Source organism: Neisseria sp. 74A18 (assembly GCF_001308005.1).
In the GTDB taxonomy this organism is placed as follows: Bacteria; Pseudomonadota; Gammaproteobacteria; order Burkholderiales; family Neisseriaceae; genus Neisseria; species Neisseria dumasiana.
Map to the genome: position 1 here is coordinate 1 of NZ_LGZA01000010.1, position 25,070 is coordinate 25,070.

A 25,070-nucleotide genomic window follows, 5' to 3' on the forward strand; every position below is an offset into this window, starting at 1 on the left:
GGTGAGAATGTGACCATTACTGTAGAGCTGATTGCTCCGATTGCGATGGAAGAAGGTTTGCGTTTTGCGATTCGTGAAGGCGGCCGTACAGTTGGTGCAGGCGTAGTGTCTTCTATCATTGCTTAATAGTTTTAGAGGCCAGTAGCTCAATTGGTAGAGTATCGGTCTCCAAAACCGAGGGTTGGGGGTTCGAGACCCTCCTGGCCTGCCAAATAAAAATTAACCGGCCCAAGTGCCGGTTAATTTTTTATCATTTACAGCTACAGCTCCCATATTCCGGCCGTATATTTGGAAATTTAATACGGAGTTTATAAGTCAAAAAGCTTTCAAGAACAGTTCATGCTTATGTTTAATATTGGATAAATGATGGCGGAAGATACAAAAAAACGCACTGGTCAAGCAGAAGATAGTTTACCTGAGCGTAAAAATAACCCTGCTTTAAAAAGTGCAGATTGGTTCAAGCTGCTCATTGCAATATCGTTGGTTGTTTGTGGAATGTGGCTTTTTTATAATATGCCACAACTCTCTGTTTATATAAGATTGTTATTTCCATTTGCCGGTGTAGTCTTGGCATTATTGATAGTGTTTTATTGGTGTGATTTTGGTAAGCGACTTGTTATTTATATTCGTGAGTCTGTAACAGAGTTTAAGAAAGTTGTTTGGCCGCCAAGAAAAGATGCTACCAAAATGACTATTTTTGTTATTATCTTTGTGGCTGTGTTGTCTCTATTTATTTATGCGGTAGATAGTTTGATTTCATGGTTGTTTTTTGATTTATTATTGAAGAGGGGATAAAAATGTCAAAACGTTGGTATGTGGTGCAGGCTTATTCCGGCTTTGAAAAAAATGTGCAAAAAACCTTGAAAGAACGGATTTCTCGAGAGGGGATGGATGGTCATTTTGGAAAAATCCTGGTGCCTGTTGAAGAGGTTGTTGATATTAAAAACGGGCGTAAAACAATCAGTGAACGTAAATTTTTTCCTGGATATGTGTTGATTGAAATGGAAATGACCGATGATTCTTGGCATTTGGTAAAAAGCACGCCGAGAGTCTCAGGTTTTATTGGTGGTACCGCTAATAAACCTATGCCTATTTCACAAAAAGAAGTTGATGCTATTTTGCAACAAGTTCAGTCCGGGGTGGAAAAACCTAAGCCGAAAGTTGAATTTGAAGTTGGTCAACAGGTGCGAGTGAATGAAGGCCCATTTGCAGACTTCAATGGAGTTGTTGAAGAAGTTAATTATGAGAGAAATAAGTTAAGAGTAACTGTACAGATTTTTGGTCGTGAAACTCCGGTTGAGCTTGAATTTAACCAAGTAGAGAAGCTCTTATAAATTGATTTAATTCCAACTTAAGTAACTTAGATATAAAGATTTAGTTGAAGTTTTGTATCGGTTAAATTATAATAATCGCTCTCTTTTTTGGGGAGCGATTATTTATTTTCGCGTTATACCCGTTTTGTTAGGAGTAATTATAAGTGGCAAAAAAAATTGTAGGCTACATTAAGCTGCAGATTCCTGCAGGTAAAGCCAACCCTTCTCCTCCTGTTGGTCCTGCGTTGGGTCAGCGTGGTTTGAATATTATGGAGTTTTGTAAAGCATTTAATGCTGCGACGCAATCTATGGAGCCTGGTCTGCCGATTCCTGTTGTGATTACAGCGTTTGCTGATAAATCATTCACTTTTGTGATGAAAACTCCTCCTGCTTCTATCCTTTTGAAAAAAGCTGCTGGTTTGCAGAAGGGTAGTTCGAATCCGTTAACCAATAAAGTGGGTAAAATTACTCGAGCTCAATTGGAAGAGATCGCAAAAACAAAAGAACCTGATTTGACTGCAGCTGATTTAGATGCGGCTGTGCGCACTATTGCTGGTTCTGCCCGTTCTATGGGCTTGGATGTGGAGGGTGCGTAAAATGGCTAAAATTTCTAAGCGTTTAAAAGAGCTGCGTTCTTCTGTAGAAGCGAACAAGCTGTACTCTATTGATGATGCTATTGCGTTAGTAAAGAAAGCAGCTACTGCTAAATTTGATGAGTCAGTAGATGTTTCATTTAACCTTGGTGTAGATCCTCGTAAATCGGATCAGGTGATTCGCGGTTCAGTTGTATTGCCTAAAGGTACAGGTAAAACAACCCGCGTTGCTGTATTTACGCAAGGTGCGAATGCTGAAGCCGCTAAAGCTGCAGGTGCAGATGTTGTTGGCTTTGAAGATTTGGCAGATGAAGTGAAAAAAGGCAACTTGAATTTTGATGTTGTAATCGCTTCTCCTGATGCAATGCGAATCGTTGGCCAGTTGGGTACTATTTTGGGTCCCCGCGGTTTAATGCCTAACCCAAAAGTAGGTACAGTTACTCCAAATGTTGCTGAAGCTGTTAAGAATGCCAAGGCAGGCCAAGTTCAATACCGTACAGATAAAGCTGGTATTGTGCATGCCACTATTGGTAGAGCTTCATTTGCAGAGGCTGATTTACGTGAAAACTTCAATGCGCTGTTGGATGCAATTGTTAAAGCTAAACCTGCTGCAGCTAAGGGTCAATACCTTAAAAAAGTAGCTGTATCAAGCACTATGGGTTTAGGCGTGCGTGTTGATACTTCAAGCGTGAATTAATATTTAAGCAAAATTTTTGGATGACCATACGTACTTTATTTTCATAGATAAGTATGGCCATCTGAATTTGGGCTACTTAATTTTAAGTAGATGTCCAAGACCGTAGGGATCGCAAGATTTAATCGTAACTGCCCTACGCAGACGGTAGTCCTGAATCGAATAATCATAACCAACTTGTCTATTGATTAATATCTTTTTAGGTTGCCGAACTGGTGAAATACATATGTATTTCTTTGTTTAACAGTGGGAGGTAGACCTTGAGTCTCAATATTGAAACCAAGAAAGCAACAGTAGAAGAAATTAGTAATGCCATTGCTAATGCTCAGACTATGGTAGTTGCTGAATATCGCGGAATCAGTGTTGCCAGCATGACTGAACTTCGTGCCAATGCTCGTAAAGAAGGCGTTTATCTGCGTGTTCTAAAAAACACATTAGCTCGTCGGGCTGTAGAAGGAACTTCATTTGCTGCACTGGCCGATCAAATGGTTGGTCCGTTGGTATATGCTGCATCTGAAGATCCTGTTGCTGCTGCAAAAGTACTGCATCAATTCGCGAAAAAAGATGACAAAATTGTTGTTAAAGCAGGTTCTTACAATGGTAATGTTTTAGATGTGGCTCAAGTAGGCGAGCTTGCTTCTATTCCGAGCCGTGAAGAATTGCTGTCTAAATTGCTCTTTATCATGCAAGCGCCTGTTTCTGGCTTTGCCCGAGCATTGGCAGCATTGGCTGAAAAAAATGCAACTGAAGAAGCTGCGTAATAATTTTGTTTCTATTAATTTTTTAATACAATATTTGGAGTTTAAATAGCATGGCTATTACTAAAGAAGATATCTTAGAAGCAGTTGGTTCTTTAACCGTTATGGAATTGAATGACTTGGTTAAAGCATTTGAAGAAAAATTCGGCGTTTCTGCTGCTGCTGTTGCAGTTGCAGGTCCTGCTGCAGGTGGTGCCGCAGCTGCTGAAGAGAAAACTGAATTTGATGTGATCTTGGCTTCTGCCGGTGATCAAAAAGTAGGCGTGATTAAAGTTGTTCGCGCTATTACTGGTTTGGGCTTGAAAGAAGCTAAAGATATGGTTGATGGTGCGCCTAAAACTGTTAAAGAAGGTGTTTCTAAAGCTGAAGCCGAAGATATCCAAAAACAATTGGAAGAAGCCGGCGCTAAAGTCGAAATCAAATAATTCTCTCTTTAAAAGAAGGCTGGCAGATATCTGCCAGCCTTGTTTTGCTTGAATGGCAGCAAATTTCGAATATTTACCTATATTTTCAATTTATTTATAGCTTATTGTTAATAAATGTAAATATTCTAATTTATTTTCGTAGTGTTCTTAAGCGTATTTTATTTTTTAATGCATTTTTTATTTAATGCATCAATTTCAAAATTTTTGTTTCACATAATCTCCCTACTTTGGAGTTTCTTTTTATGAGTTATTCTTTTACCGAGAAAAAACGTATCCGTAAGAGTTTTGCTAAGCGGGCAAATGTATTAGATGTGCCTTTTTTGCTGGCAACTCAGCTGGATTCTTATTCGAAATTTTTACAGTTGGGTAAGCCTTTTGATCAGCGTAGTGATGATGGTTTGCAAGCTGCTTTTAACTCTATTTTTCCAATCGTTAGCCATAATGGTTATGCGCGTTTAGAGTTTGTGCATTATGTTTTGGGTGAGCCTTTGTTTGATATTCCCGAGTGTCAATTAAGGGGTATTACTTATGCATCTCCCCTTCGTGCGCGTATTCGTTTGGTTATTTTGGATAAAGAATCTTCTAAGCCGACTATAAAAGAAGTGCGTGAAAATGAAGTCTATATGGGTGAGATTCCTCTGATGACGCCCAGCGGTTCTTTTGTCATTAACGGCACAGAACGTGTGATTGTGTCTCAGCTGCATCGTTCTCCGGGTGTGTTTTTTGAGCATGACCGCGGAAAAACACATTCATCAGGTAAGTTGTTATTTTCTGCCCGTATTATCCCTTATCGCGGTTCTTGGTTGGATTTTGAGTTCGATCCTAAAGACTTGTTGTATTTCCGTATCGACCGCCGTCGCAAAATGCCGGTATCCATCTTGTTGAAAGCTTTGGGTTACAACAACGAACAAATTTTAGATACCTTTTATGACAAAGAAACGTTTTACTTGTCGAAAGACGGTGTTCAAACGGATTTGATCGCAAGCCGTCTGAAAGGTGAAACTGCAAAGCTTGATATAGTGGATAAAGAAGGCAATGTATTGGTTGCCAAGGGCAAACGTATTACTGCCAAGAATATCCGCGATATCAGTAATGCAGGCTTGAAACGTTTGGATGTTGATCCCGAAAGTTTGTTGGCCAAAGTGTTGGCAACAGATTTGATCGTGCCCGATACCGGTGAAGTTTTGGCTACGGCAAACGAGGAAATTACAGAAGAATTGCTGGCTAAGCTGGATATCCACGGCGTTGAAAAAGTGGAAACGCTATACATCAATGAACTGGATCAAGGCGGTTATATTTCCAATACGCTGCGTACCGATGAAACTGCAGATCAGCAAGCTGCTCGTGTAGCGATTTATCGCATGATGCGCCCCGGCGAACCACCTACCGAAGAAGCGGTAGAGTTGTTATTTAACCGCCTGTTTTTCAATGAAGACAGCTATGATTTATCTCGTGTGGGTCGTATGAAATTCAATACCCGCACTTATGAACAGAAGCTTAGCGATGCTCAGGCAGATTCATGGTATGGCCGGTTGTTGAACCAAACTTTTGCCGGTGCAGCTGAAAAAGGTGGTTTTGTATTAAGCGTGGAAGACATCGTTGCTTCTATTGCCACTTTGGTTGAGTTGCGTAACGGTCATGGAGAAGTGGACGATATTGACCACTTGGGTAACCGTCGTGTGCGTTCTGTAGGCGAGTTGGTAGAAAACCAGTTCCGCAGCGGCTTGGCTCGTGTTGAGCGGGCGGTGAAAGAGCGTTTGAATCAGGCTGAATCTGAAAACCTGATGCCGCATGATTTGATTAATGCCAAACCGGTTTCCGCTGCGATCAAAGAATTTTTCGGTTCCAGCCAGCTGAGCCAATTTATGGATCAAACCAACCCGCTGTCGGAAATTACCCACAAACGCCGTGTGTCTGCGCTTGGTCCGGGTGGTTTGACGCGCGAACGTGCGGGCTTTGAGGTGCGCGACGTGCATCCGACTCACTATGGCCGTGTCTGCCCGATTGAAACGCCTGAGGGTCCGAACATCGGTTTGATTAACTCATTGTCTGTTTACGCACGAACCAACGAATACGGTTTCTTGGAAACCCCATACCGTCGCGTAGTAGATGGAAAAGTAACCGATGAAATCGATTATTTGTCTGCCATCGAAGAAGGCCGTTATGTGATTGCACAGGCTAATGCCGAATTGGATTCAGACGGCCGCTTGACCGGTGATTTAATTACTTGTCGTGAAAAAGGTGAAACCATTATGGCTACTGCCGACCGCGTTCAGTATATGGACGTGGCGACCGGTCAAGTGGTTTCTGTGGCTGCTTCTTTGATTCCTTTCTTAGAGCATGACGATGCGAACCGTGCCTTGATGGGTGCCAACATGCAACGTCAGGCCGTACCATGCTTGCGCCCGGAAAAACCGATGGTAGGTACCGGCATTGAGCGCTCGGTAGCTGTAGACTCCGCTACTGCAATTGTTGCCCGTCGTGGTGGTGTTGTGGAATATGTCGATGCCAACCGTATCGTTGTTCGCGTGCACGATGATGAAGCGACTGCGGGTGAAGTGGGTGTGGATATTTATAACTTGGTGAAATTTACCCGCTCAAACCAATCGACCAACATTAACCAACGTCCCGTCGTGAAAGCCGGTGATGTACTGCAACGCGGCGACGTGGTCGCCGATGGCGCTTCTACCGATTTAGGCGAATTGGCATTGGGTCAAAACATGACCATCGCTTTCATGCCGTGGAACGGTTACAACTACGAAGACTCAATTCTGATTTCTGAAAAAGTGGCAGCTGATGACCGCTACACTTCTATCCATATCGAAGAATTAAACGTTGTGGCACGTGATACCAAGCTGGGTGCAGAAGACATTACCCGCGATATTCCGAACTTATCCGAGCGCATGCAAAACCGTTTGGACGAATCAGGTATCGTTTATATCGGTGCGGAAGTTGAAGCAGGCGATGTACTGGTAGGTAAAGTAACGCCTAAAGGCGAAACCCAGCTGACGCCAGAAGAAAAACTGCTGCGTGCCATTTTCGGTGAAAAAGCATCAGACGTAAAAGATACGTCATTGCGTATGCCTACCGGTATGAGCGGCACGGTTATCGACGTGCAGGTATTTACCCGCGAAGGCATCCAACGCGACAAACGTGCCCAGTCGATTATTGATTCGGAACTGAAACGTTACCGCCAAGATTTGAGCGACCAACTGCGTATTTTCGATAACGATGCCTTCAGCCGTATCGAGCGCATGATTGTCGGCCAGAAAGCCAACGGAGGCCCGCTGAAACTGGCCAAAGGCAGCGACATCACTTCAGAATATCTGGCATCGTTGCCGAGCAAGCACGATTGGTTCGATATCCGTTTGGCCGACGAATCTTTGGCTAAGCAGCTGGAGTTGATCAAAGTCAGCCTGCAACAAAAACGCGAAGAAGCCGATGCCTTGTATGAAGTGAAAAAGAAAAAGCTGACACAGGGCGACGAATTGCAACCCGGCGTACAAAAAATGGTAAAAGTATTCATCGCCATCAAACGCCGCCTGCAAGCCGGTGACAAAATGGCCGGCCGCCACGGTAACAAAGGTGTGGTATCGCGCATTCTGCCGGTGGAAGACATGCCTTATATGGCAGACGGCCGCCCCGTCGATATCGTTCTGAACCCGCTGGGTGTACCGTCCCGTATGAATATCGGACAGATTCTTGAGGTTCACTTGGGCTGGGCAGCAAAAGGTATTGGTGAGCGCATAGACCGCATGTTGGCCGAGCAGCGTAAAGTAGGCGAAATCCGCGAGTTCCTGAATAAACTCTATAACAACAGCGGTAAGCAGGAAAATCTGGACGAGCTGAGCGATGAAGAAATTTTAGCTTTGGCTGAGAATCTGAAACGCGGAGCCACATTTGCCTCGCCGGTATTCGACGGTGCTAAAGAAAACGAAATCTACGAGATGCTCGACTTGGCTTATCCGAGCGACGATCCTGAAGTAGAAAAACTCGGCTTCAACAACAGCAAAACCCAAATCACCCTTTACGACGGCCGTTCAGGTGAACCGTTTGACCGCAAAGTAACCGTCGGCGTAATGCATTACTTGAAACTGCACCACTTGGTTGACGAGAAAATGCACGCCCGTTCTACCGGTCCGTACAGCCTTGTTACCCAACAGCCGCTGGGCGGTAAAGCCCAATTCGGTGGCCAGCGTTTCGGTGAGATGGAGGTGTGGGCACTGGAAGCTTACGGTGCCGCCTACACGCTGCAAGAGATGTTGACCGTGAAATCGGATGACGTTGCTGGCCGTACCAAAATGTATGAAAACATTGTTAAAGGCGAGCACAAAATCGATGCCGGTATGCCCGAATCCTTCAACGTATTGGTTAAAGAGATTCGCTCGTTGGGCTTGGATATCGATCTGGAACGTTACTAATATCGGAACCGGTTTTCAGACGGCCTCCAAAACATTGGGGCCGTCTGAAAAAAGATTTTCAAATGAACAGGCTTTCTTAATGAGGCCGTCTGAAAACTACCGTTCCACAAGGAGCAAAAATGAATTTGTTAAACTTATTTAATCCGTTGCAGTCTGCCGGCATAGAAGAAGAATTTGATGCGATCAAAATCGGCATTGCTTCACCTGAAACCATCCGTTCATGGTCTTACGGCGAAGTGAAAAAACCCGAAACCATCAACTACCGTACCTTCAAACCCGAGCGCGACGGTTTGTTCTGCGCCAAAATTTTCGGCCCGGTAAAAGACTACGAATGTTTGTGCGGTAAATACAAACGCCTGAAATTCAAAGGCGTAACCTGTGAAAAATGCGGTGTGGAAGTTACTTTGTCTAAAGTGCGCCGCGAGCGCATGGGTCATATCGAGTTGGCCGCACCCGTCGCCCATATCTGGTTCTTAAAATCATTGCCTTCACGTTTGGGTATGGTTTTAGACATGACCCTGCGCGATATTGAACGCGTGTTGTATTTCGAAGCTTATGTGGTTACCGACCCGGGCATGACACCCCTGCAACGCCGCCAATTGCTGACTGAAGACGATTACTACACCAAGCTGGAAGAATACGGCGACGACTTCGATGCCAAAATGGGTGCCGAAGGTATCCGCGAATTATTGCGCAGCTTAGACATTGCTTCAGAAGTAGAAGTATTGCGTCAAGAGCTCGAATCCACCGGCTCGGACACCAAAATCAAAAAAATCGCCAAGCGTTTGAAAGTATTGGAAGCCTTCCAGCGTTCGGGTATGAAACTCGAATGGATGATTATGGATGTGCTGCCGGTGTTGCCGCCTGATTTACGTCCGTTGGTACCGCTGGACGGCGGCCGTTTCGCTACTTCCGATCTGAATGATTTGTACCGCCGCGTGATCAACCGTAACAACCGTTTGAAACGCCTGCTGGAATTGCATGCTCCGGATATTATCGTACGCAACGAAAAACGTATGCTGCAAGAAGCGGTAGATTCGCTGCTGGATAACGGCCGTCGCGGTAAAGCCATGACCGGTGCCAACAAACGTCCGCTGAAATCATTGGCGGATATGATTAAAGGTAAAGGCGGCCGCTTCCGTCAAAATCTGTTGGGTAAACGTGTGGACTATTCAGGCCGTTCCGTGATTACCGTGGGTCCTTACCTGCGTCTGCATCAGTGCGGTTTGCCGAAGAAAATGGCTTTGGAATTGTTCAAACCGTTTATTTTCCACAAATTGGAAAAACAAGGTTTGGCTTCAACCGTAAAAGCAGCTAAAAAGCTGGTAGAGCAGGAAGTGCCGGAAGTTTGGGATATCTTGGAAGAAGTGATCCGCGAACACCCGATCATGCTGAACCGTGCGCCGACGCTGCACCGTTTAGGTATTCAAGCGTTCGAGCCGATTCTGATTGAAGGTAAAGCCATTCAGCTGCATCCGCTGGTTTGTGCCGCGTTCAACGCCGACTTCGACGGTGACCAAATGGCCGTACACGTTCCGTTGAGCTTGGAAGCGCAAATGGAAGCACGCACTTTGATGCTGGCCTCCAACAACGTACTGTCTCCCGCCAACGGCGAACCGATTATCGTGCCGTCGCAAGATATCGTATTGGGCTTGTACTACATGACCCGCGACCGCATTAATGCCAAAGGCGAAGGCAGCTTGTTCTCCGATGTAAAAGAAGTGCATCGTGCCTACCACACCAAACAAGTGGAGTTGGGTACGAAAATTACCGTGCGTTTGCGCGAATGGGAGAAAAATGCCCAAGGCGAGTTGGAGCCGGTGGTAAAACGTTACGAAACCACAGTAGGCCGTGCTTTGCTCAGCGAGATTCTGCCTAAAGGCCTGCCGTTTGAATACATTAATAAAGCGCTGAAAAAGAAAGAAATTTCCAAGCTGATTAATGCATCATTCCGTTTGTGCGGCCTGCGCGATACCGTTATTTTTGCCGACCACTTGATGTATACCGGTTTCGCATTCGCAGCCAAAGGCGGTATCTCGATTTGTGTCGACGATATGGAAATCCCCAAAGAAAAAGCCGCCTTGTTGGCTGAAGCGCAAACAGAAGTTAAAGAAATCGAAGACCAATACCGCCAAGGTTTGGTAACGAACGGCGAGCGTTACAACAAAGTGGTGGATATTTGGGGTCGTGCCGGCGATAAAATCGCTAAAGCGATGATGGACAATCTTTCCAAACAGAAAGTCATTGACCGCGAAGGTAACGAAGTAGACCAAGAATCGTTCAACTCTATTTACATGATGGCCGATTCGGGTGCCCGTGGTTCGGCAGCGCAGATTAAACAGCTTTCCGGTATGCGTGGTTTGATGGCCAAGCCGGACGGCTCGATTATCGAAACGCCGATTACCTCAAACTTCCGCGAAGGTTTGACGGTATTGCAATACTTTATTGCGACACACGGTGCGCGTAAAGGTTTGGCGGATACCGCCTTGAAAACGGCAAACTCAGGTTACTTGACCCGCCGTTTGGTAGACGTTACCCAAGATTTGGTTGTGGTAGAAGACGATTGCGGCACAACTGACGGTTTTGTAATGAAAGCTGTGGTGCAGGGCGGTGATGTGATCGAACCGTTGCGCGATCGTATTTTAGGCCGCGTAACTGCCGGCGACGTGGTTGATCCTTCAAGCGGCGAAACACTTGTTGAAGCCGGTACGTTGCTGAATGAGCAACTGGTTGATCTGATTGACCAATCTGGTGTCGATGAGGTTAAAGTCCGCACCCCGATTACCTGTAAAACCCGCTACGGTTTGTGTGCCCACTGTTATGGCCGCGACTTGGCGCGAGGCAAGTTGGTTAATACCGGCGAAGCTGTCGGCGTGATTGCCGCCCAGTCTATCGGTGAGCCGGGTACACAGTTGACGATGCGTACCTTCCACATCGGTGGTGCCGCATCCCGTGCCGCCGCCGCCAGCCAAGTGGAAGCCAAATCAAACGGTACCGCACGTTTCAGCAGCCAAATGCGTTATGTTGCCAACAACAAAGGCGAGTTGGTCGTGATCGGCCGTTCGTGCGAGGTGGTGATTCACGATGAAATCGGCCGTGAGCGTGAGCGCCATAAAGTGCCTTACGGTGCGATTCTGTTGGTACAAGACGGTGCGGCGGTAAAAGCCGGTCAAACCTTGGCGACATGGGATCCGCATACCCGTCCGATGATTACCGAGCATGCCGGTCAGGTGCGTTTTGAAAACGTGGAAGAAGGCGTGACTGTTGCCAAACAAACCGACGATGTAACCGGCTTGTCTACCTTGGTAGTGATCGACGGCAAGCGCCGTTCGGCATCTACTTCCAAACTGTTGCGCCCGACCGTGAAACTGTTGGATGAAAACGGCGAAGAAGTATGCATGCCCGGCACGACCACTGCTGTGTCGATGGCGTTCCCGGTAGGTGCGGTAATTACCATCCGTGAAGGTCAGGAAGTCGGCAAGGGCGACGTATTGGCGCGTATTCCGCAAGCATCTTCCAAAACCCGCGATATTACCGGTGGTCTGCCGCGCGTGGCCGAGCTGTTTGAAGCACGCGTGCCCAAAGATGCCGGCATGTTGGCCGAAGTAACCGGTACCGTGTCTTTCGGTAAAGAAACCAAAGGCAAACAACGCCTGATTATTACCGATGTGGACGGTGTGGCTTATGAAACCCTGATTTCCAAAGAGAAACAGATTCTTGTCCACGACGGCCAAGTGGTGAACCGCGGTGAAACCATTGTCGACGGCGCGGTTGACCCGCACGATATTCTGCGTTTGCAAGGTATCGAAGCGTTGGCCCGCTACATCGTACAAGAGGTGCAAGAGGTTTACCGCTTGCAAGGTGTGAAGATTTCCGACAAACACATCGAGGTGATCATCCGCCAAATGCTGCGTCGAGTGAACATTGCCGACGCAGGCGAAACAGGTTTCATTACCGGCGAACAAGTGGAGCGCGGCGATGTTACATTGGCTAACGAGAAGGCTCTGGCCGAGGATAAAGAACCGGCACGTTACGAAAACGTATTGCTGGGTATTACCAAAGCTTCGTTGTCTACCGACAGCTTCATCTCAGCCGCATCGTTCCAAGAGACCACGCGCGTATTGACTGAAGCTGCAATTATGGGCAAACAAGACGAGTTGCGCGGTCTGAAAGAAAACGTGATTGTCGGCCGTCTGATTCCGGCAGGTACGGGTTTGACTTACCACCGTACCCGTCGTCAGGTATGGCAGGCACATCATGAAGCAGAAGTGGCCGAACAGGTTGACGAAGCCGAATAAAATGGAATGACGTAAATATTAAGCCAAACGCCGATTGTGTCAGCAATCGGCGTTTTTTTCAGACGGCCTGAGACGTAGGAAATATCATATCATATATAGTCAATCGACTTCATTTTTTAATATAAGGCAGCAACCCCGTAGTAGAAATTAAGTTGATTGACTTTAAAGCGGCAACAGAATCGGTTCCGTATGACTACCTGTACAGTTTGCAGCTTGCTGCCTTATATTAAAAATGTGTTGATTGATTTAGGTTGAGTGCTTTGTCCCCCCTAGATGTGAATACAGTTCAAGGCGCAGCAGCATGGTGAGTGCAGACATTATAGAATAGACGGGGCAGGCGAGCGAGCAGCGTATAACGCAGAAATGCGCTGCCGATGGGGAAAAGGTCTCAGGCTGATTTTGAAATATGGATACGGTTGAATGCCGTCTGACGTTTTGCCAAAAACAAGAAAGGCCGCAATTGCTTGCGGCCTTTCTTGTTGATTTATCTGGTGGGTCGTGAAGGATTCGAACCTTCGACCAACGGATTAAAAGTCCGCTGCTCTACCAGCTGAGCTAACGACCCGATAAGCTGTGAATTTTAAATATTGGAGGGGGTTCTGTCAATAGATGCATTTTATTTTTTCTGCATCTTTATGTTAAAGAAGAAAATTTATTTATTTTATCTGCACGGCGACTATGTTATGATTTTAAGCGTATCAATGAAAGTATTCATTGGTCATCGAATAAATATTGAAAAGGATAAACACAGATGAAAAAAATTCTGATGGCTCTTACTGCTGTTGCTGCTTTGGCAGCTTGTTCTCAAGAAACCAAACAAGAAACTAAAGAAGCTGCCCAAGCTATTGCTTCTGAAGTGAAAACCGATGTGCAAGATGCCAAAGAAAAAGCGGCTTCTGCGGTAAGCGGTGCGGTTGAAGCTGCAAAAGAAACCGGTGCTAAAGTGGAAAACGCGGCTTCTAATGCTGCTGTTGCCGGTAAGGAAGCGATGAGTGATGCCGCTCAAGCAACCAAAGAAGCTGCTGCTGATGCGAAGAATGCTGCTCAAGATGCGGTTGCCAAGGCTAAGGCTGCTACAAAAGAAGCTGCCGCCGATGTGAAGAATGCTGCTCAAGAAGCTGATGCCAAAGCGAAAGACGCTGCTAAATAATTTGTTTCTTCATCGAGATTTGCCGTTGAGTGTGTAAGTATTTTATGCGGTAAAAGTTCGATTTAGGATGGAAATGCTGTCAAGCGGGATATCTGCTTTGACAGCATTTTTGTTGAGCAGGTGCCGGAATGGGTAATCGGAAAAGATCTTTGACTATAAACCGAACCGAGACTTACCGCTTTCATAGCAAATCAACTTTAATTTCTGCTGCGGCTTGCGGCCTTGTGTCAAAAATAAGTTTATTTGTGATAACAGGGGCATAGTTCAAGTATGTTGTTTTTAATTCGTGTTTTGGTAAGCCGGATTTTGTTTTTCAGACGGCCTGTTCTGTTTCTTTCTCTAGAGAGAGTTTGAATCCTGTACAATTCATTATTTTATTGATTTTTCTGCCGCCTCTGTCTTATGCGCACTCCTGCCGTTAATCCTAAAGTTATTGCCACATTGCCGGTTTTTTTCAGCGTGTTAATTGTGACGGCGCTGATTTGGTATTTCAATGTGCCCCAGCTGACTACGCCTTTGGTGTTAGGGATTATTGCCGGCGGTTTGGTGGATTTGGATAACGGTTTGACAGGCCGTCTGAAAAATATTGTGATTACGCTGGTGTTGTTTTCGGTTTCTTCGCTTGCGGCTCAGTTTACGCACGGTTCGGGCTTGCCGTTTATTCTGGTGATGACGCTGATGACCTTCGTTTTTACGCTTTTGGGTGCGGTGGGGTTGCGTTATCGAACGCTGGCGTTCGGTACTTTGGCGGTGGCAACCTATACAACGCTTGCTTATACGCCGAGTATGCCGTGGTTTGTGAATCCTGTGCTGATTTTGTGCGGCACGCTGCTGTATAGCACACTTACGTTGTTGCTGCATATGATTTTTCCGCACCGTCCGGTTCAGGAGAGTATGGCTTCGGCTTATGCTGCTTTGGGCGGTTATTTGGATGCCAAAGCTGCTTTTTTTGATCCGGACGAAGCGGATTGGTTGGAGAACAGGCAGATTGATTTGGCGATGAAAAACACCGAAATCATCGGGGCGTTCAACCAATGCCGTAATGCTTTGTTTTATCGTATGCGCGGGCAGCACCGTCATCCGCGCACCATGCGCATGTTGCGTTATTACTTTACCGCGCAGGATATTCACGAGCGCATCAGTTCGGCACATGTTGATTACCGCGAGCTGGCAGACCGTTTAAAAAATACCGATTTGATTTTTCGGATTAACCGTTTGCTTGAACTTCAAGGGCAGGCTTGTCGGGATGTGGCGGAAAGTTTGCGCAGCGGCCGGCCTTATCAATACGGTAAGCGTTTGGAGCGTGCGATTCAGGGGTGCCGCCAGTCGCTGAAGCTCTATGCGGAAAGCCACAACGGCAGCGAAGTACATACTTTGCAGCGGCTGCTGGAAAACCTGTTCAGCGTCGATTACCAACTCAGCCATATCGAAAGCGGCGATCAGGCTGCCGATGAAGGTGCTTCAGACAAAACCCGTATTGCCGCGTCGGAAAACGGCGGTTTGCGTAATATATGGCCGTCGGTGCGCAGCCAGCTCAATCTTGAATCGGTGGTGTTCCGCCATGCCGTGCGCTTGTCGATTGTGGTGTTTGTTGCGTGCAGTGTGGTGGAAATTTTCCATGTGAATATGGGCTATTGGATATTGCTGACGGCTTTGTTTGTATGCCAGCCCAACTATTCGGCTACCAAAAAGCGCATTAACCAGCGTATTGCGGGAACATTGCTGGGGGTGGTGGTCGGCTCGCTCATGCCTTATTTCACACCCTCGATGGAAACCAAATTGTGGATTGTGTTGGCGGCAACCACGCTGTTTTTCTTTTTTCGCACCAATAAATACAGTTTTTCTACCTTTTTTATTACCGTTCAAGCACTTGCTGCTATGTCGTTGGCGGGGGAAGATGTGTTGTCTCTAACGTGGACGCGCGTAACCGATACTTTGGCGGGGGCGGCAATCGCATGGGCGGCAGTCAGCTATTTGTGGCCGGATTGGCGTTATCTCACCCTCAGCCGCACGGCAGGTAAGGCGGTTAACCGCAACGGATTGTATTTGCGCCACATTCTCGGCCAGTTGAGAACGGGCGGTTCCGACGATGTGGCTTATCGAGTTGTGCGCCGCCAAGCGCACGAAGCTGCTGCGGCATTAAGCAGCACGCTTTCCGATATGAGCGGAGAGCCTGAAAAATACGGTCGCAAACTGCAAGACGGTTTTAATCTGCTCAAACTCAGTTATGCCTTGATCGGTTATATTTCCGCACTCGGGGCATACCGCAGCCATATGGCCAACGGCTGCGAACCTGAATTTACAGAAGGTTTTTTCCGTACCGCCAACCGCATAGCGGATATATTGGAAAGCATTTCCTTTTCAAGCCCCGAAGCGTTTCAGACGGCCTTAAACGAAGTGAGGCAGGGTTTGCAGCAATTGCACGGTTTGATTGGCGAAGACCGCCAAAGCAGCATTTTATGGCAGCAGTTAAGCTTGATCGGCCGCCAGCTTGAGCCTTGTTATACAGCCCTTCACGGCAGCGGCGAAGAAATGCCCGCTGTTTCTGCCCCGGCCGCATAAGCCAATAAATTTGATTTTTGCTGTAGCTTTGCGGCCTTGTATCAAAAATAAGTTTATTTGCCGTAACGGTTACGCCTGATTCTGACAACCGTCAAAATAAACCGTGTTCGACATTGACCCTTGTTGAAAAAGGGTTTTAAATCAATGGGGAACGCTGTCGTTCATTTTTGAGGAGAGAAACATGCGTAATTCCAAAGTGGCTGTATGGTTATTCTCATTATTTTTGGCTTACCCCGCCGCATCTTCCGGGCTGACTAAAACCTTGCCGGGCGATATCACGCTGGGGCAGGCGCAGGCGGTGGTGCAGGCGGCATTGAAGAAAGCCGAAACCATGAAAGTGCCGATGAATATTGCCGTTGTAGATGCAGGCGGCAATCTGAAAGCGTTTGCGCGCATGGATGATGCGTTTCTAGGCAGCATCGACATCGCCGAACGCAAAGCGCGTACCGCACGTTATTTCAATATGTCCACCCGCGATTTGGGTAAAGCCGCGCAGCCGGGGCAGCCGTTGTTCGGTATCGAATCGACCAACGGCGGGTTGGTGATTTTCGGCGGCGGCGAACTGCTCACCGATAGAAAAGGCACGATTATCGGCAGTATCGGCGTGAGCGGGGGCACGGTGGAAGAAGATGAAAGCGTGGCCAAAGCCGGTGCCAAAGCGTTACTTGGCCGTTGGTAAATGGCGATAACGGTAGAGGCCGTCTGAAAAGTTTTTTTTCAGACGGCCTCTTGTTTGATGCTTACTGTAAGCGAAGATTAAGATTCGGCGGTTATGGCTGTGAAAATGAAGTTTTTATACAAGGCGGCGAGCCGCAGACAGTACAGATAGTACGGAATTGATTTTGTTGCCGCTTCAGCGGCTTACAAAATCGTTCTCTTTGAGCTAAGGCGAGCCAACGCAGTATAAAAGATTCAGTTTCACAGCTATACGATTTCTCCGCGCAGAGAGAAAGTGTAAGCCTCGGTAATCTTCAAATCCACCATTTCATTAATCAGGCGCGGATTGCCGGTGAAGTTGACCACACGGTTGTTGGCGGTGCGCGCTTGCAGTTGGTCGGGGTCTTTTTTGGAAATGCCTTCTACCAAACAGCGTTGCACCGTGCCGAGCATGCTTTGGTTGATGCGGGCGGTTTCGGCTTCGATTACTTCGTTCAAAGCCTCCAAACGGCGCACTTTTTCTTCATGCGGCGTGTCGTCGGGCAGGTTGGCGGCCGGTGTGCCGGGGCGCGGGCTGTAAATGAAGACAAAGCTCAAATCGAAGGCAACATCTTTTACCAGTTTCAGCGTTTGCTCGAATTCGCGTTCGGTCTCGCCGGGAAAGCCGACAATAAAGTCGGAGCTTAAGCACAAATCGAGGCGGATGGCGCGCAGTTTGCGGATGATGGATTTATATTCCAGTGCGGTATAGCCGCGTTTCATCGCGCTCAACACGCGGTCGGAACCGCTTTGCACCGGCAGGTGCAGATGCGATACCAGCTTGGGCAGGTCGCGGTAGCATTCGATAATCGCATCGGAAAACTCGCGCGGGTGGCTGGTGGTGAAACGCATACGCTCGATACCGGGGATTTCATGCACGATACGCAGCAGGGTGGCGAAGTCGCAAATACCGCCATCGTCCATCGCGCCGCGGTAGGCATTCACGTTTTGCCCCAGCAGGTTGATTTCTTTCACGCCTTGCTGGGCGAGGTTGGCGATTTCGGTGAGCACGTCGTTCAACGGGCGCGAAAACTCTTCGCCGCGGGTGTAGGGCACCACGCAGAAGCTGCAATATTTCGAGCAGCCTTCCATAATCGATACGAACGCGCTGCCGCCTTCCACGCGGGCAGGGGGCAGATGGTCGAATTTTTCGATTTCGGGGAAGGAAATATCCACTTGCGAGAGGCCGGTGGTTTCTTTATCCACAATCATCTGCGGCAGGCGGTGCAGGGTTTGCGGGCCGAACACCACGTCTACATAAGGCGCGCGTTTCACAATCGCTTCGCCTTCCTGAGAGGCAACGCAGCCGCCCACCCCTATGATTAAATTAGGGTTTTTGGCTTTTAAAGGTTTGATGCGGCCTAAGTCGGAAAACACTTTTTCCTGCGCTTTTTCGCGCACGGAGCAGGTGTTGAACAGAATAATGTCGGCTTCTTCGGCCTCGCTGACTTGCACCAGCTCGTCGCCTTCGGCAAGCACCGACAGCATTTTTTCGCTGTCGTACTCATTCATTTGGCAGCCGAAGGTGCGGATAAATACTTTTTTCATGTTTGTTGCGGATGAGAGAATGATTAGGGTTGGAGGGTGGCGGCGCGTTGCTCGAATGCTTTCTGCTCGGCATCGGTCAGCACCCAGATTTCGGTGATATTGCCCGCATCGTTACGGCGCACGGCTACGGTTTTTCCGAGATGCAACATCAGTTTGCCGCGAACGATAAAACGGTTGCGCTCGTCTTTGATGCGCAGGTCGTGGGTGGTATTGAAGGCAGAAACATTATTATCGAGCCAGCCCAGCGTGAGGATTTTCAACCACGGAAAACCGCCGTTGCTCAACACAACCTGAGGATAATTCACCTGCTTCAATACGGCCACGTCCATTTCGGTAGGAACGGTGCGTTGCGCCCAAGTAAGCGAGGAGCACAATAAAATCAAAACGGTAAAGACATTACGCATGTTCATTTTTGTTTTTTTCTTGAGTGAGTAAGACAGCCGCGCATTATAACACAGCACGCTTTTCAATATGGGCGGTTTATTGTTTTTAATAGGTTTTTTATATCTGCACATGTGGTTGAGGCCGCCTGAAAAGGCTTTTTCAGACGGCCTCTTTGCCGAAGAGGAGAATTTAGAAACTGTATTCCGTTTTGAATACAAATTCGTTGCGCTTATAGCGGTTTACCCAAGATGAGCTACGGTTATCGGTATGTTTGAAACTGAATATCGGTGTAAAACCGCGCAGAGAAGGGCGGTTGAATTTGACGTCCAGCTGGTAAATCCGCTCGCGGTCTTTGCGGCGTGTTTCCAACCAGGCATGGTAGTCCTGATAAGCCGTTCTGCGCCAAATGGTATGCAAAGTAGTGTCGATACCTGAGCCGAAATGTTTGTTGATGCCGAAACGCACACCGTGGCGGCGGTATGAATCGACGGCCTCACGGCTGTTTTTGCGCAGATAATCATAGTCGCCGAATATTGTCCAGTTATTCGGCAGGGCGTAAACGCCGTTGGCAAACAGCAAGGTTTGTGGGCCGTTGAAATGGCGCAAGTTTTGTCCGCGGTAGCGGTCGTATTTATGCTCTGCCTGTATGCCGAGAAAAGCATTGGGCGATACTTCGCGGTTGAAAGAAGTGCTGATGCCCATGTTACTGCTTTGCAAGTGGCCTCCTTCCCAATTGTGCTGCCACAAAGGGCCTATGGTGAATGTATTGTTTTTATTGGTAAAACTATATGTCGGATTTAGTCCTGTGTTGTGTTCGCTATATGCTGCGTGGTTCGGATAAAGACGGCCGAGAGCAAAGGCATTGAGTTGGATACCGTGATGGCCTTTTAGTGAAATCCGTTTGTTTGCCGCTGTTTCATATATCCAAACCTTACCATCGACCGCATCGGGAGAATAAGCGGGCAGCTTTTCGGTGCGGCAGGATAATTCGCCGTTGCTGTCTAAAATCGGCTGGCCGTCCGAACCGAAACCGCAGAGTGTCTGTTCTCTCCAAACAGTGCTTTCCGAAGAACGGTTGAGATTGGTTTCATAGCCCGCTCCAAGCGAAACCGAGCCGTGCCATGCCTCGCGGTTTGCCAACGCATCTTTGAAAACCGTAATTTTACGGTTGATTTCGGGAACTTCAGGCACGGAGATATCTGAAAACAAAGCCGCGGCTTCACGGTTTTGCTTATCTATAAACAGTAAACGCGCCAAATCAAGCTTGCCACGCACAAATCCGGGATTGCGCTCATAAACTTGCCGGTACAGTGCAACAGCCTCTTTCATATCATTGCGGAAAACGGCCTGATTGGCCTTAACGAATATCACCATATCGGGGTCATAGTCGGGCTGCTGTTGGTAAACCGCAAGCAACCTTGCCGTTTCCGCTTCATCTTGTGCGTTAACCGCTTGCATTAAGGACATAAAAATATCTTCGCCTTCACTACTTGCGCTTCCATAAGCAATATTTTCGCTACCTACGATATTGTGTTCCTGCTGCTGTTTGCGGGATTCTACGCTTTGATTGAGCTGTATGCGGCGGTCTTCACGGTCTGCAAAGGAATAAAAGGGCAGGGTAAAAAGGCAAATACCGAGGCAGGCTCGGCTTAAATAGAAAGAAAATCGGAACAAGGCGGAAGTGGGTTTCATAAATCGGTCGGCAAACAAAAAGGCGGTGTTGACTGCTTTTTTATAGGTTGGGTCGGTATCGGGTTCGTGCGCGGGCAGAGCTTACGGGCTGCTGCCCGCTGTTCGAGTCGTTCATTGTGTGTGACTATTTTTTCGTGCCGCCGAATGCGGTGTTAAATTTGTGGTTTTTACCGAAATCCGCTACGCCTGCCAATGCTGCAGCCTGATTGCCGAAGAAGTGGCCTTTGGTCTCGCCCACTACACTATTGTTGGCTTTAGCCGTACCTTTGCCGCCAAATGAAGCCTGTGCCGTATTGATGGTAGCGTTATTGATAGCTATGCTCAAATCTTTGCGGGCGATGGTGCCGTTAAGCTTTTTAGTACCGAAATCGGCTGTCAGGTTGCCGGTCAATACCGCAGTACCTTGTTTCACATGGTTATTGATGCCTTTAACCGCATAAGTGGCTTTACCGCTGGTAGGCATTTTGGCGGTTTTACCCGTGCCGCTATAGAACACAGTGTAGTTGGTTCCTGCGGTATCGGCTTTTGCACCGGAAGGCACATTGGCCCAATCGCCGAAATACACATCATGGTTGCCCGCTTTGGCGTAAGAGAGGCGGCCTAAGTGGGAATGGTCGGGCATTTTGGGGATAAGCTGCCACGCGCCCGTGTTTGATGCCGTCTGAAAAGCAGTTTCAGACAAACGGTATAAACAGATGCTTTAAAGGTATTTTGATTATACTTATCTAAATAATATTTGCAAATAAAAAGTAATATTATTTATATGATTTATAATGAATAATTGCCATACAGATATTTTTCTGCGCGATAACGCCGTTTCGGGCGGATTTCCTTGTATGTATTCGATGATGTTTTTTCAGACGGCCTGAGACCTTTGCAAAACCCCCATCTGCGGCGCATTTCTGCGTTGTGCGCTGCTCGCTCGTTTGCCTATCTATATGATATGTCTGCACTCGCTGTGCTGCTACGCCTTGAACTGCATCCACATCTGGGAGTTTTGCAAAGGTCTCGGCCTTTTCTCAATAGTGGAAAAAGGCGGGCAAAAATGCCCGCCCTGCGGTTTTCAGACGGCCTCAAAGGCAAAGGCGGTTAGAATTTGCCGCTGATGCCGATTCTGATGCCCCTGCCGGGTGCGGGCAGGTAGGATCGGCTGAGCGGGTCGAGATAATAGCGGTCGGTCAGGTTGGTACCTACCAACTCGGCAGTCAGGTTTTTGCCGATTTTATAGCGCAGGTAGGCATCCCATACCGCAACGGGCTGCCAGCGCATATCGTCGGCTGCGGGGCTGAGATTGGGGTTTTCATGCCCATCTTCTATCAGTAATCTATTACGCCCGTGGAAATACGGCCACCAAGCATCTTTCCGACTTTGGTAGATGCGGCTGTGGTAATGCAGGCGCAAGCCCGCTTCCAGCCTGTTTTGCAGGAAACGCCCGCCCAAATCGGCATCAATCGACCAGCGCGGCTGAAGCGCGCTTGCCAGATAGCCTGAATCGCTCAACCCGCCGTGATTGCAATTGGGTGCACCCAAAAATTTACCCGTTTTGATGTAGTTAGAGATGTAATCATTTTCTGAAATGATGCTGAAAGAGTTGTCGCACATTTCATTTTTAAGATTGCGCAACACCCCCAAGCCGCCGAAAAAACGCCCCGTATCGAAACGCGCCTGAAGCTCTATGCCGCTGCGGGTGAGTTTGTCGAACTGCTCGAATTCGAGGTTTTGGTCGCGGTCAATCACGTTTTCGGTTTTGTTGCGGAAATAGTTGATGCGGAAATCGGCATGGCGCATTTTGGGCAGCAGCCCGGTCAGGTCGTGGATATAGCCCACTTCCCAGTTTTTGGCGTGTTCGGGTTTCCAGCCGTAGCCCGCGCGGGCAAAGGTGCCGGCGGCGGTTGAAAAACCGTAGGTGCCTTCAAAGATGCTGGGATAGCGCAGGGCTTCGGTATAGCGCAGGTAGGCGCGGGCTTTGTCGGTAAAGTTTACGGTGGCGGAAAATGCGGGAACCCAGCCGCTACCGCCCTGTTTTTGCGCCCGCCGCCGTTCGGCATCGGTCATTTCGGTTTTATATTCGGAACCGCCGGCGGTATATTTCTGAACCAAACGCGGGCTGCTTGGGTCGGCGGGGTTGTAGGCGGCATTGGGAACCCATGCGTACAGGTCGGGAATGCTGCCGTTTAAGAGCGGGTTGTTTTTGATATTCAGGCGGCCGGAAGCATCTTTCAGCCAATAATATTGGTTTTCTTTCCATAAAGCTTCTGCTTCGCGGTTGCCGCCCTGTTTCTGGCGGCCGATTTCGTTGTAATCCAACAAGGCTACGCCGTTATCTACTTTAACCCTGTTGTATATATCTTGTGCTTTGAAATATTCATCTTCATTGGATAAGTCGTCTGCCAAACCCGCTTCAAGAATTTTTTCGGCATTCAGATGGTCTTGGTATTCTTTTGCAGTAGCTACACGATGAAAACTATATAACACCCCCCTGTTCATCAGCAGCGGATGCCCGTATTTATCCCGCCCTGTTTCAAGCTGTTTGCTGTGATCCTGTATCGAAAAGTTGGTATAGCGTGCACCTGCGGTCAGGCTCAGCCAGTGGAAGGGGTCGTATTTGAAGTTGAAGCCCAGATTGTATTCGCGGCGTTTGCCGTTGCGCGGTACGCCGAATTGGTTCAGCTCGTAATTCGGACGAAGGATATCGTTGTCGAGTTCATTCCGGTATTTTCTGCCGCCGTCGGCTAATTCTGCTGAAAAATTGTCGCGGGAATTGAGTTTTTCGTTTTGAAAATCGCCTAATACCGTGAGTGAAAGTTTGTTGTTCAATTTCATACGGTTGGAAAAATGAAAGCCGGTGCGCTTGTTGTTTGAATAATAAGCTTGGCCTTCTACGGTATTGAAGCGGCCGTTGATGTTGGGGGTGGTGATGGCCGGGGGTTTGGGTGGTTCGACTCCTGCATTGAGCAGCTCTTGCCGCTCGGCAGGTGTGTATGACTGCCAGCTGAGGTATTCATCGCGGGCGCGTTGGAAAACACGGTCTTCATAGAGAGTATCGCCCGGCGAGCCGCCGGCGGTGTTGGTTTTCGATTTGGTGCGCGTTGTCCATAGTGTGGCATCAAAATCTATCCAGCGGTTGCCTTCGGGCTTCCATGAATAATCGATGTTGTAGGATTTCTGTTTTACTTTGGCGTCGGGCCATTCGGCGATTTTGTTGAGCACTTTGGCATCCCAGGAAATCGGCCCGATAATGCGCGAGGGCATTACTTCGCCGAATACGGTATCGGTGTGGCGCAGGCCGAGTTTGAGGGTTTGGCGGTTAGGCAGGCGGAAAGTGGTTTTGCCCACCCATGATTTGGTTTGGAGCGAGGTATTGCTCACTTCTCCGCCGGGGTGGTAAAACAGGCCGATGTTGGCGATATCGGGTGCGCCCAGCATATTTTCACTACCCCAGAATTTTTCGCCCCGTTCCGCTGCTTCTTCTTGGCGGCGTTTGAGTTCGTCTAAAGTTTCTTGTGTCCACGGCCCGATGTAGCCGTAGCGTTGCGCGCCTTTTTTGCCGGAAAAATAATTGCCTTTATTGCGGTAGGCATAGGCGATCATGGCGTCGAAGTTTTCCTGCTTGGTGGCGGCGGCGATGCGGTAGGCTTTGTCTTCAAAGAATTTGTTGCGGCCGCCGAAACGCTGGTCAACGCGGTCGCTGTCGTCAAACATGACGCGCCAGATGCCGCCGGTGGCGACTTCGGGATAAGGCAGGGTGCGGTAATCTACCGATTTTTCGTAGGCGTTTTGGCGCGGTTTGATGGAGTTGGTGGAGGTTTCGGCTTTAAACTCAAAACCGTATTTTTGGCCTTCGGGCACAATGTCGTCGGCATCGATGGTTTTTAAGGCAACGGTACCGCCGATGCCGCTTTTGGCATCGCGGCTGAATGAAGGGCCTTTTTCAATATAAACGCTGCTGATGATATTGGGGTCGACATAATTGCGGTTGTTGGTACCGGCATAGCCGCGCCATACGGTAATGGCCTGCTCGGTGCCGTCTATGGTTACCGGCACCCGCCCCTGCCCCTGTACGCCGCGGATGTTGGGGTCGAGTGCGCCGCTGTTGCGGGCATCGCCGCTGTATACGCCGACCAAACCGCTGAATAGGTCGGATACGGTGTTGCCTTTGAAGGTTTCTACTTCTTGTTTGCCTTTGTAGAGGTTGACCACTTCGCGGGCATATACGCGGTTGCGCCCTTTTTCGTCTTTAGTAGTGCGCGATCCTTTTACTTCTACCGTGCCTAAAGTGGCTTCGTTTGCTGTTTGGGGGCTTTCTCCCGCCGCCCGCAAATAGGGGCTGCTCCATGCGATACTCAGGCAGACGACAATGGTTTTTAAGGGGTATGTTTTCATGATCACTCCTGTTGGTGCTTCCCATTTGCTTCGGTGCAGCTATCTGTAAAATCCCGATCCGGTTTGAAGGTAGGAAGAGGTTAAGCTATAAATAAAACTTATTTCTATTATCGTTTATAGAGTATTTTTTATCTTTTTTGTTTCCCGAACGGG

The 25,070-nt window shown here is 48.2% G+C and carries 17 protein-coding genes, 2 tRNA genes and 1 pseudogene; 14 read left to right on the forward strand and 6 right to left on the reverse strand.

The window, feature by feature from the left end:
- The 10 genes and pseudogenes from AKG43_RS12725 to rpoC all read left to right on the forward strand — a co-directional run.
- A pseudogene (locus AKG43_RS12725) lies at positions 1-126 on the forward strand (elongation factor Tu); the annotation flags it as partial.
- Positions 127-135: 9 nt separating this feature from the next.
- Positions 136-211: transfer RNA gene (locus AKG43_RS04765), tRNA-Trp, on the forward strand.
- A gap of 152 nt (positions 212-363) precedes the next feature.
- Entirely contained in the window at positions 364-795 is a 432-nt protein-coding gene (secE, locus tag AKG43_RS04770) for a preprotein translocase subunit SecE (protein WP_231718110.1), read from the forward strand.
- A 2-nt stretch (positions 796-797) separates the two neighbouring features.
- On the forward strand, positions 798-1,334 hold the full coding sequence (nusG, locus tag AKG43_RS04775) for a transcription termination/antitermination protein NusG (protein WP_054599426.1): 537 nt from the start codon (positions 798-800) through the stop codon (positions 1,332-1,334).
- 143 nt (positions 1,335-1,477) lie between these two features.
- Entirely contained in the window at positions 1,478-1,909 is a 432-nt protein-coding gene (gene rplK / locus AKG43_RS04780; RefSeq protein WP_054599427.1) for a 50S ribosomal protein L11, read from the forward strand.
- 1 nt (position 1,910) lies between these two features.
- Positions 1,911-2,603, forward strand: a complete 693-nt coding sequence (gene rplA, locus AKG43_RS04785) for a 50S ribosomal protein L1 (RefSeq protein ID WP_054599428.1) — start codon at positions 1,911-1,913, stop codon at positions 2,601-2,603.
- 257 nt (positions 2,604-2,860) lie between these two features.
- Positions 2,861-3,361, forward strand: a complete 501-nt coding sequence (gene rplJ, locus AKG43_RS04790; RefSeq protein WP_054599429.1) for a 50S ribosomal protein L10 — start codon at positions 2,861-2,863, stop codon at positions 3,359-3,361.
- 50 nt (positions 3,362-3,411) lie between these two features.
- Entirely contained in the window at positions 3,412-3,783 is a 372-nt protein-coding gene (gene rplL / locus AKG43_RS04795; protein ID WP_054599430.1) for a 50S ribosomal protein L7/L12, read from the forward strand.
- Between the two features lie 242 nt (positions 3,784-4,025).
- Entirely contained in the window at positions 4,026-8,204 is a 4,179-nt protein-coding gene (gene rpoB, locus AKG43_RS04800; protein WP_054599431.1) for a DNA-directed RNA polymerase subunit beta, read from the forward strand.
- Positions 8,205-8,323: 119 nt separating this feature from the next.
- Complete coding sequence (rpoC, locus tag AKG43_RS04805; protein ID WP_054599432.1) at positions 8,324-12,502, forward strand: DNA-directed RNA polymerase subunit beta'; 4,179 nt, start codon at positions 8,324-8,326, stop codon at positions 12,500-12,502.
- Positions 12,503-12,991: 489 nt separating this feature from the next.
- Here the strand turns inward: rpoC and AKG43_RS04810 are convergent.
- Positions 12,992-13,067 (reverse strand) — tRNA-Lys (locus AKG43_RS04810).
- Between the two features lie 186 nt (positions 13,068-13,253).
- Here AKG43_RS04810 and AKG43_RS04815 point away from each other — a divergent pair.
- The 3 genes from AKG43_RS04815 to AKG43_RS04825 all read left to right on the forward strand — a co-directional run bounded on the left by AKG43_RS04815 (position 13,254) and on the right by AKG43_RS04825 (position 16,893).
- Complete coding sequence (locus AKG43_RS04815; protein WP_054599433.1) at positions 13,254-13,652, forward strand: lipoprotein; 399 nt, start codon at positions 13,254-13,256, stop codon at positions 13,650-13,652.
- A gap of 402 nt (positions 13,653-14,054) precedes the next feature.
- Positions 14,055-16,214 carry a YccS family putative transporter gene (gene yccS, locus AKG43_RS04820; protein ID WP_054599434.1) on the forward strand — a complete coding sequence of 720 codons (2,160 nt, stop codon included), beginning with the start codon at positions 14,055-14,057 and terminating at the stop codon, positions 16,212-16,214.
- A gap of 181 nt (positions 16,215-16,395) precedes the next feature.
- Entirely contained in the window at positions 16,396-16,893 is a 498-nt protein-coding gene (locus AKG43_RS04825; protein WP_054599435.1) for a heme-binding protein, read from the forward strand.
- 245 nt (positions 16,894-17,138) lie between these two features.
- On the opposite strand, the gene miaB is transcribed toward AKG43_RS04825, so the two are convergent.
- From miaB to AKG43_RS04845, 4 genes are all read right to left on the reverse strand, one after another.
- Positions 17,139-18,458, reverse strand: coding sequence for a tRNA (N6-isopentenyl adenosine(37)-C2)-methylthiotransferase MiaB (miaB, locus tag AKG43_RS04830; protein ID WP_054599436.1), 1,320 nt, complete (start codon positions 18,456-18,458; stop codon positions 17,139-17,141).
- A 23-nt stretch (positions 18,459-18,481) separates the two neighbouring features.
- On the reverse strand, positions 18,482-18,868 hold the full coding sequence (locus AKG43_RS04835; RefSeq protein ID WP_231718111.1) for a hypothetical protein: 387 nt from the start codon (positions 18,866-18,868) through the stop codon (positions 18,482-18,484).
- A gap of 163 nt (positions 18,869-19,031) precedes the next feature.
- The gene (locus tag AKG43_RS04840; RefSeq protein WP_082402977.1) at positions 19,032-20,534 is read right to left on the reverse strand and encodes a porin family protein; all 1,503 of its coding nucleotides are present in this window, start codon (positions 20,532-20,534) and stop codon (positions 19,032-19,034) included.
- A 124-nt stretch (positions 20,535-20,658) separates the two neighbouring features.
- Positions 20,659-21,216 (reverse strand): Slam-dependent surface lipoprotein, encoded by a 558-nt coding sequence (locus tag AKG43_RS04845; protein ID WP_369799567.1) that lies wholly within the window; start codon positions 21,214-21,216, stop codon positions 20,659-20,661.
- Between the two features lie 144 nt (positions 21,217-21,360).
- On the opposite strand from AKG43_RS04845, the gene AKG43_RS13215 reads away from it, so the two are divergent.
- A complete protein-coding gene (locus AKG43_RS13215; protein WP_231718114.1) occupies positions 21,361-21,627 on the forward strand; it encodes a hypothetical protein in 267 nt (88 codons plus the stop codon).
- Here the strand turns inward: AKG43_RS13215 and AKG43_RS04850 are convergent.
- A complete protein-coding gene (locus AKG43_RS04850) occupies positions 21,624-24,917 on the reverse strand; it encodes a TonB-dependent receptor domain-containing protein (RefSeq protein WP_054599438.1) in 3,294 nt (1,097 codons plus the stop codon). The genes AKG43_RS13215 and AKG43_RS04850 overlap by 4 nt on opposite strands.
- Positions 24,918-25,070: the final 153 nt, after the last annotated feature.

Excerpts from the sequence above, each read along its gene's own strand:
- secE (WP_231718110.1), top strand. The coding sequence starts at position 364 with ATGATGGCGGAAGATACAAAAAAACGCACTGGTCAAGCAGAAGATAGT.
- nusG (WP_054599426.1), top strand. The coding sequence starts at position 798 with ATGTCAAAACGTTGGTATGTGGTGCAGGCTTATTCCGGCTTTGAAAAA.
- rplA (WP_054599428.1), top strand. The coding sequence starts at position 1,911 with ATGGCTAAAATTTCTAAGCGTTTAAAAGAGCTGCGTTCTTCTGTAGAA.
- rplL (WP_054599430.1), top strand. The coding sequence starts at position 3,412 with ATGGCTATTACTAAAGAAGATATCTTAGAAGCAGTTGGTTCTTTAACC.
- rpoB (WP_054599431.1), top strand. The coding sequence starts at position 4,026 with ATGAGTTATTCTTTTACCGAGAAAAAACGTATCCGTAAGAGTTTTGCT.
- rpoC (WP_054599432.1), top strand. The coding sequence starts at position 8,324 with ATGAATTTGTTAAACTTATTTAATCCGTTGCAGTCTGCCGGCATAGAA.
- AKG43_RS04815 (WP_054599433.1), top strand. The coding sequence starts at position 13,254 with ATGAAAAAAATTCTGATGGCTCTTACTGCTGTTGCTGCTTTGGCAGCT.
- yccS (WP_054599434.1), top strand. The coding sequence starts at position 14,055 with ATGCGCACTCCTGCCGTTAATCCTAAAGTTATTGCCACATTGCCGGTT.
- AKG43_RS04825 (WP_054599435.1), top strand. The coding sequence starts at position 16,396 with ATGCGTAATTCCAAAGTGGCTGTATGGTTATTCTCATTATTTTTGGCT.
- miaB (WP_054599436.1), bottom strand. The coding sequence starts at position 18,458 with ATGAAAAAAGTATTTATCCGCACCTTCGGCTGCCAAATGAATGAGTAC.
- AKG43_RS04835 (WP_231718111.1), bottom strand. The coding sequence starts at position 18,868 with ATGAACATGCGTAATGTCTTTACCGTTTTGATTTTATTGTGCTCCTCG.
- AKG43_RS04840 (WP_082402977.1), bottom strand. The coding sequence starts at position 20,534 with ATGAAACCCACTTCCGCCTTGTTCCGATTTTCTTTCTATTTAAGCCGA.
- AKG43_RS04850 (WP_054599438.1), bottom strand. The coding sequence starts at position 24,917 with ATGAAAACATACCCCTTAAAAACCATTGTCGTCTGCCTGAGTATCGCA.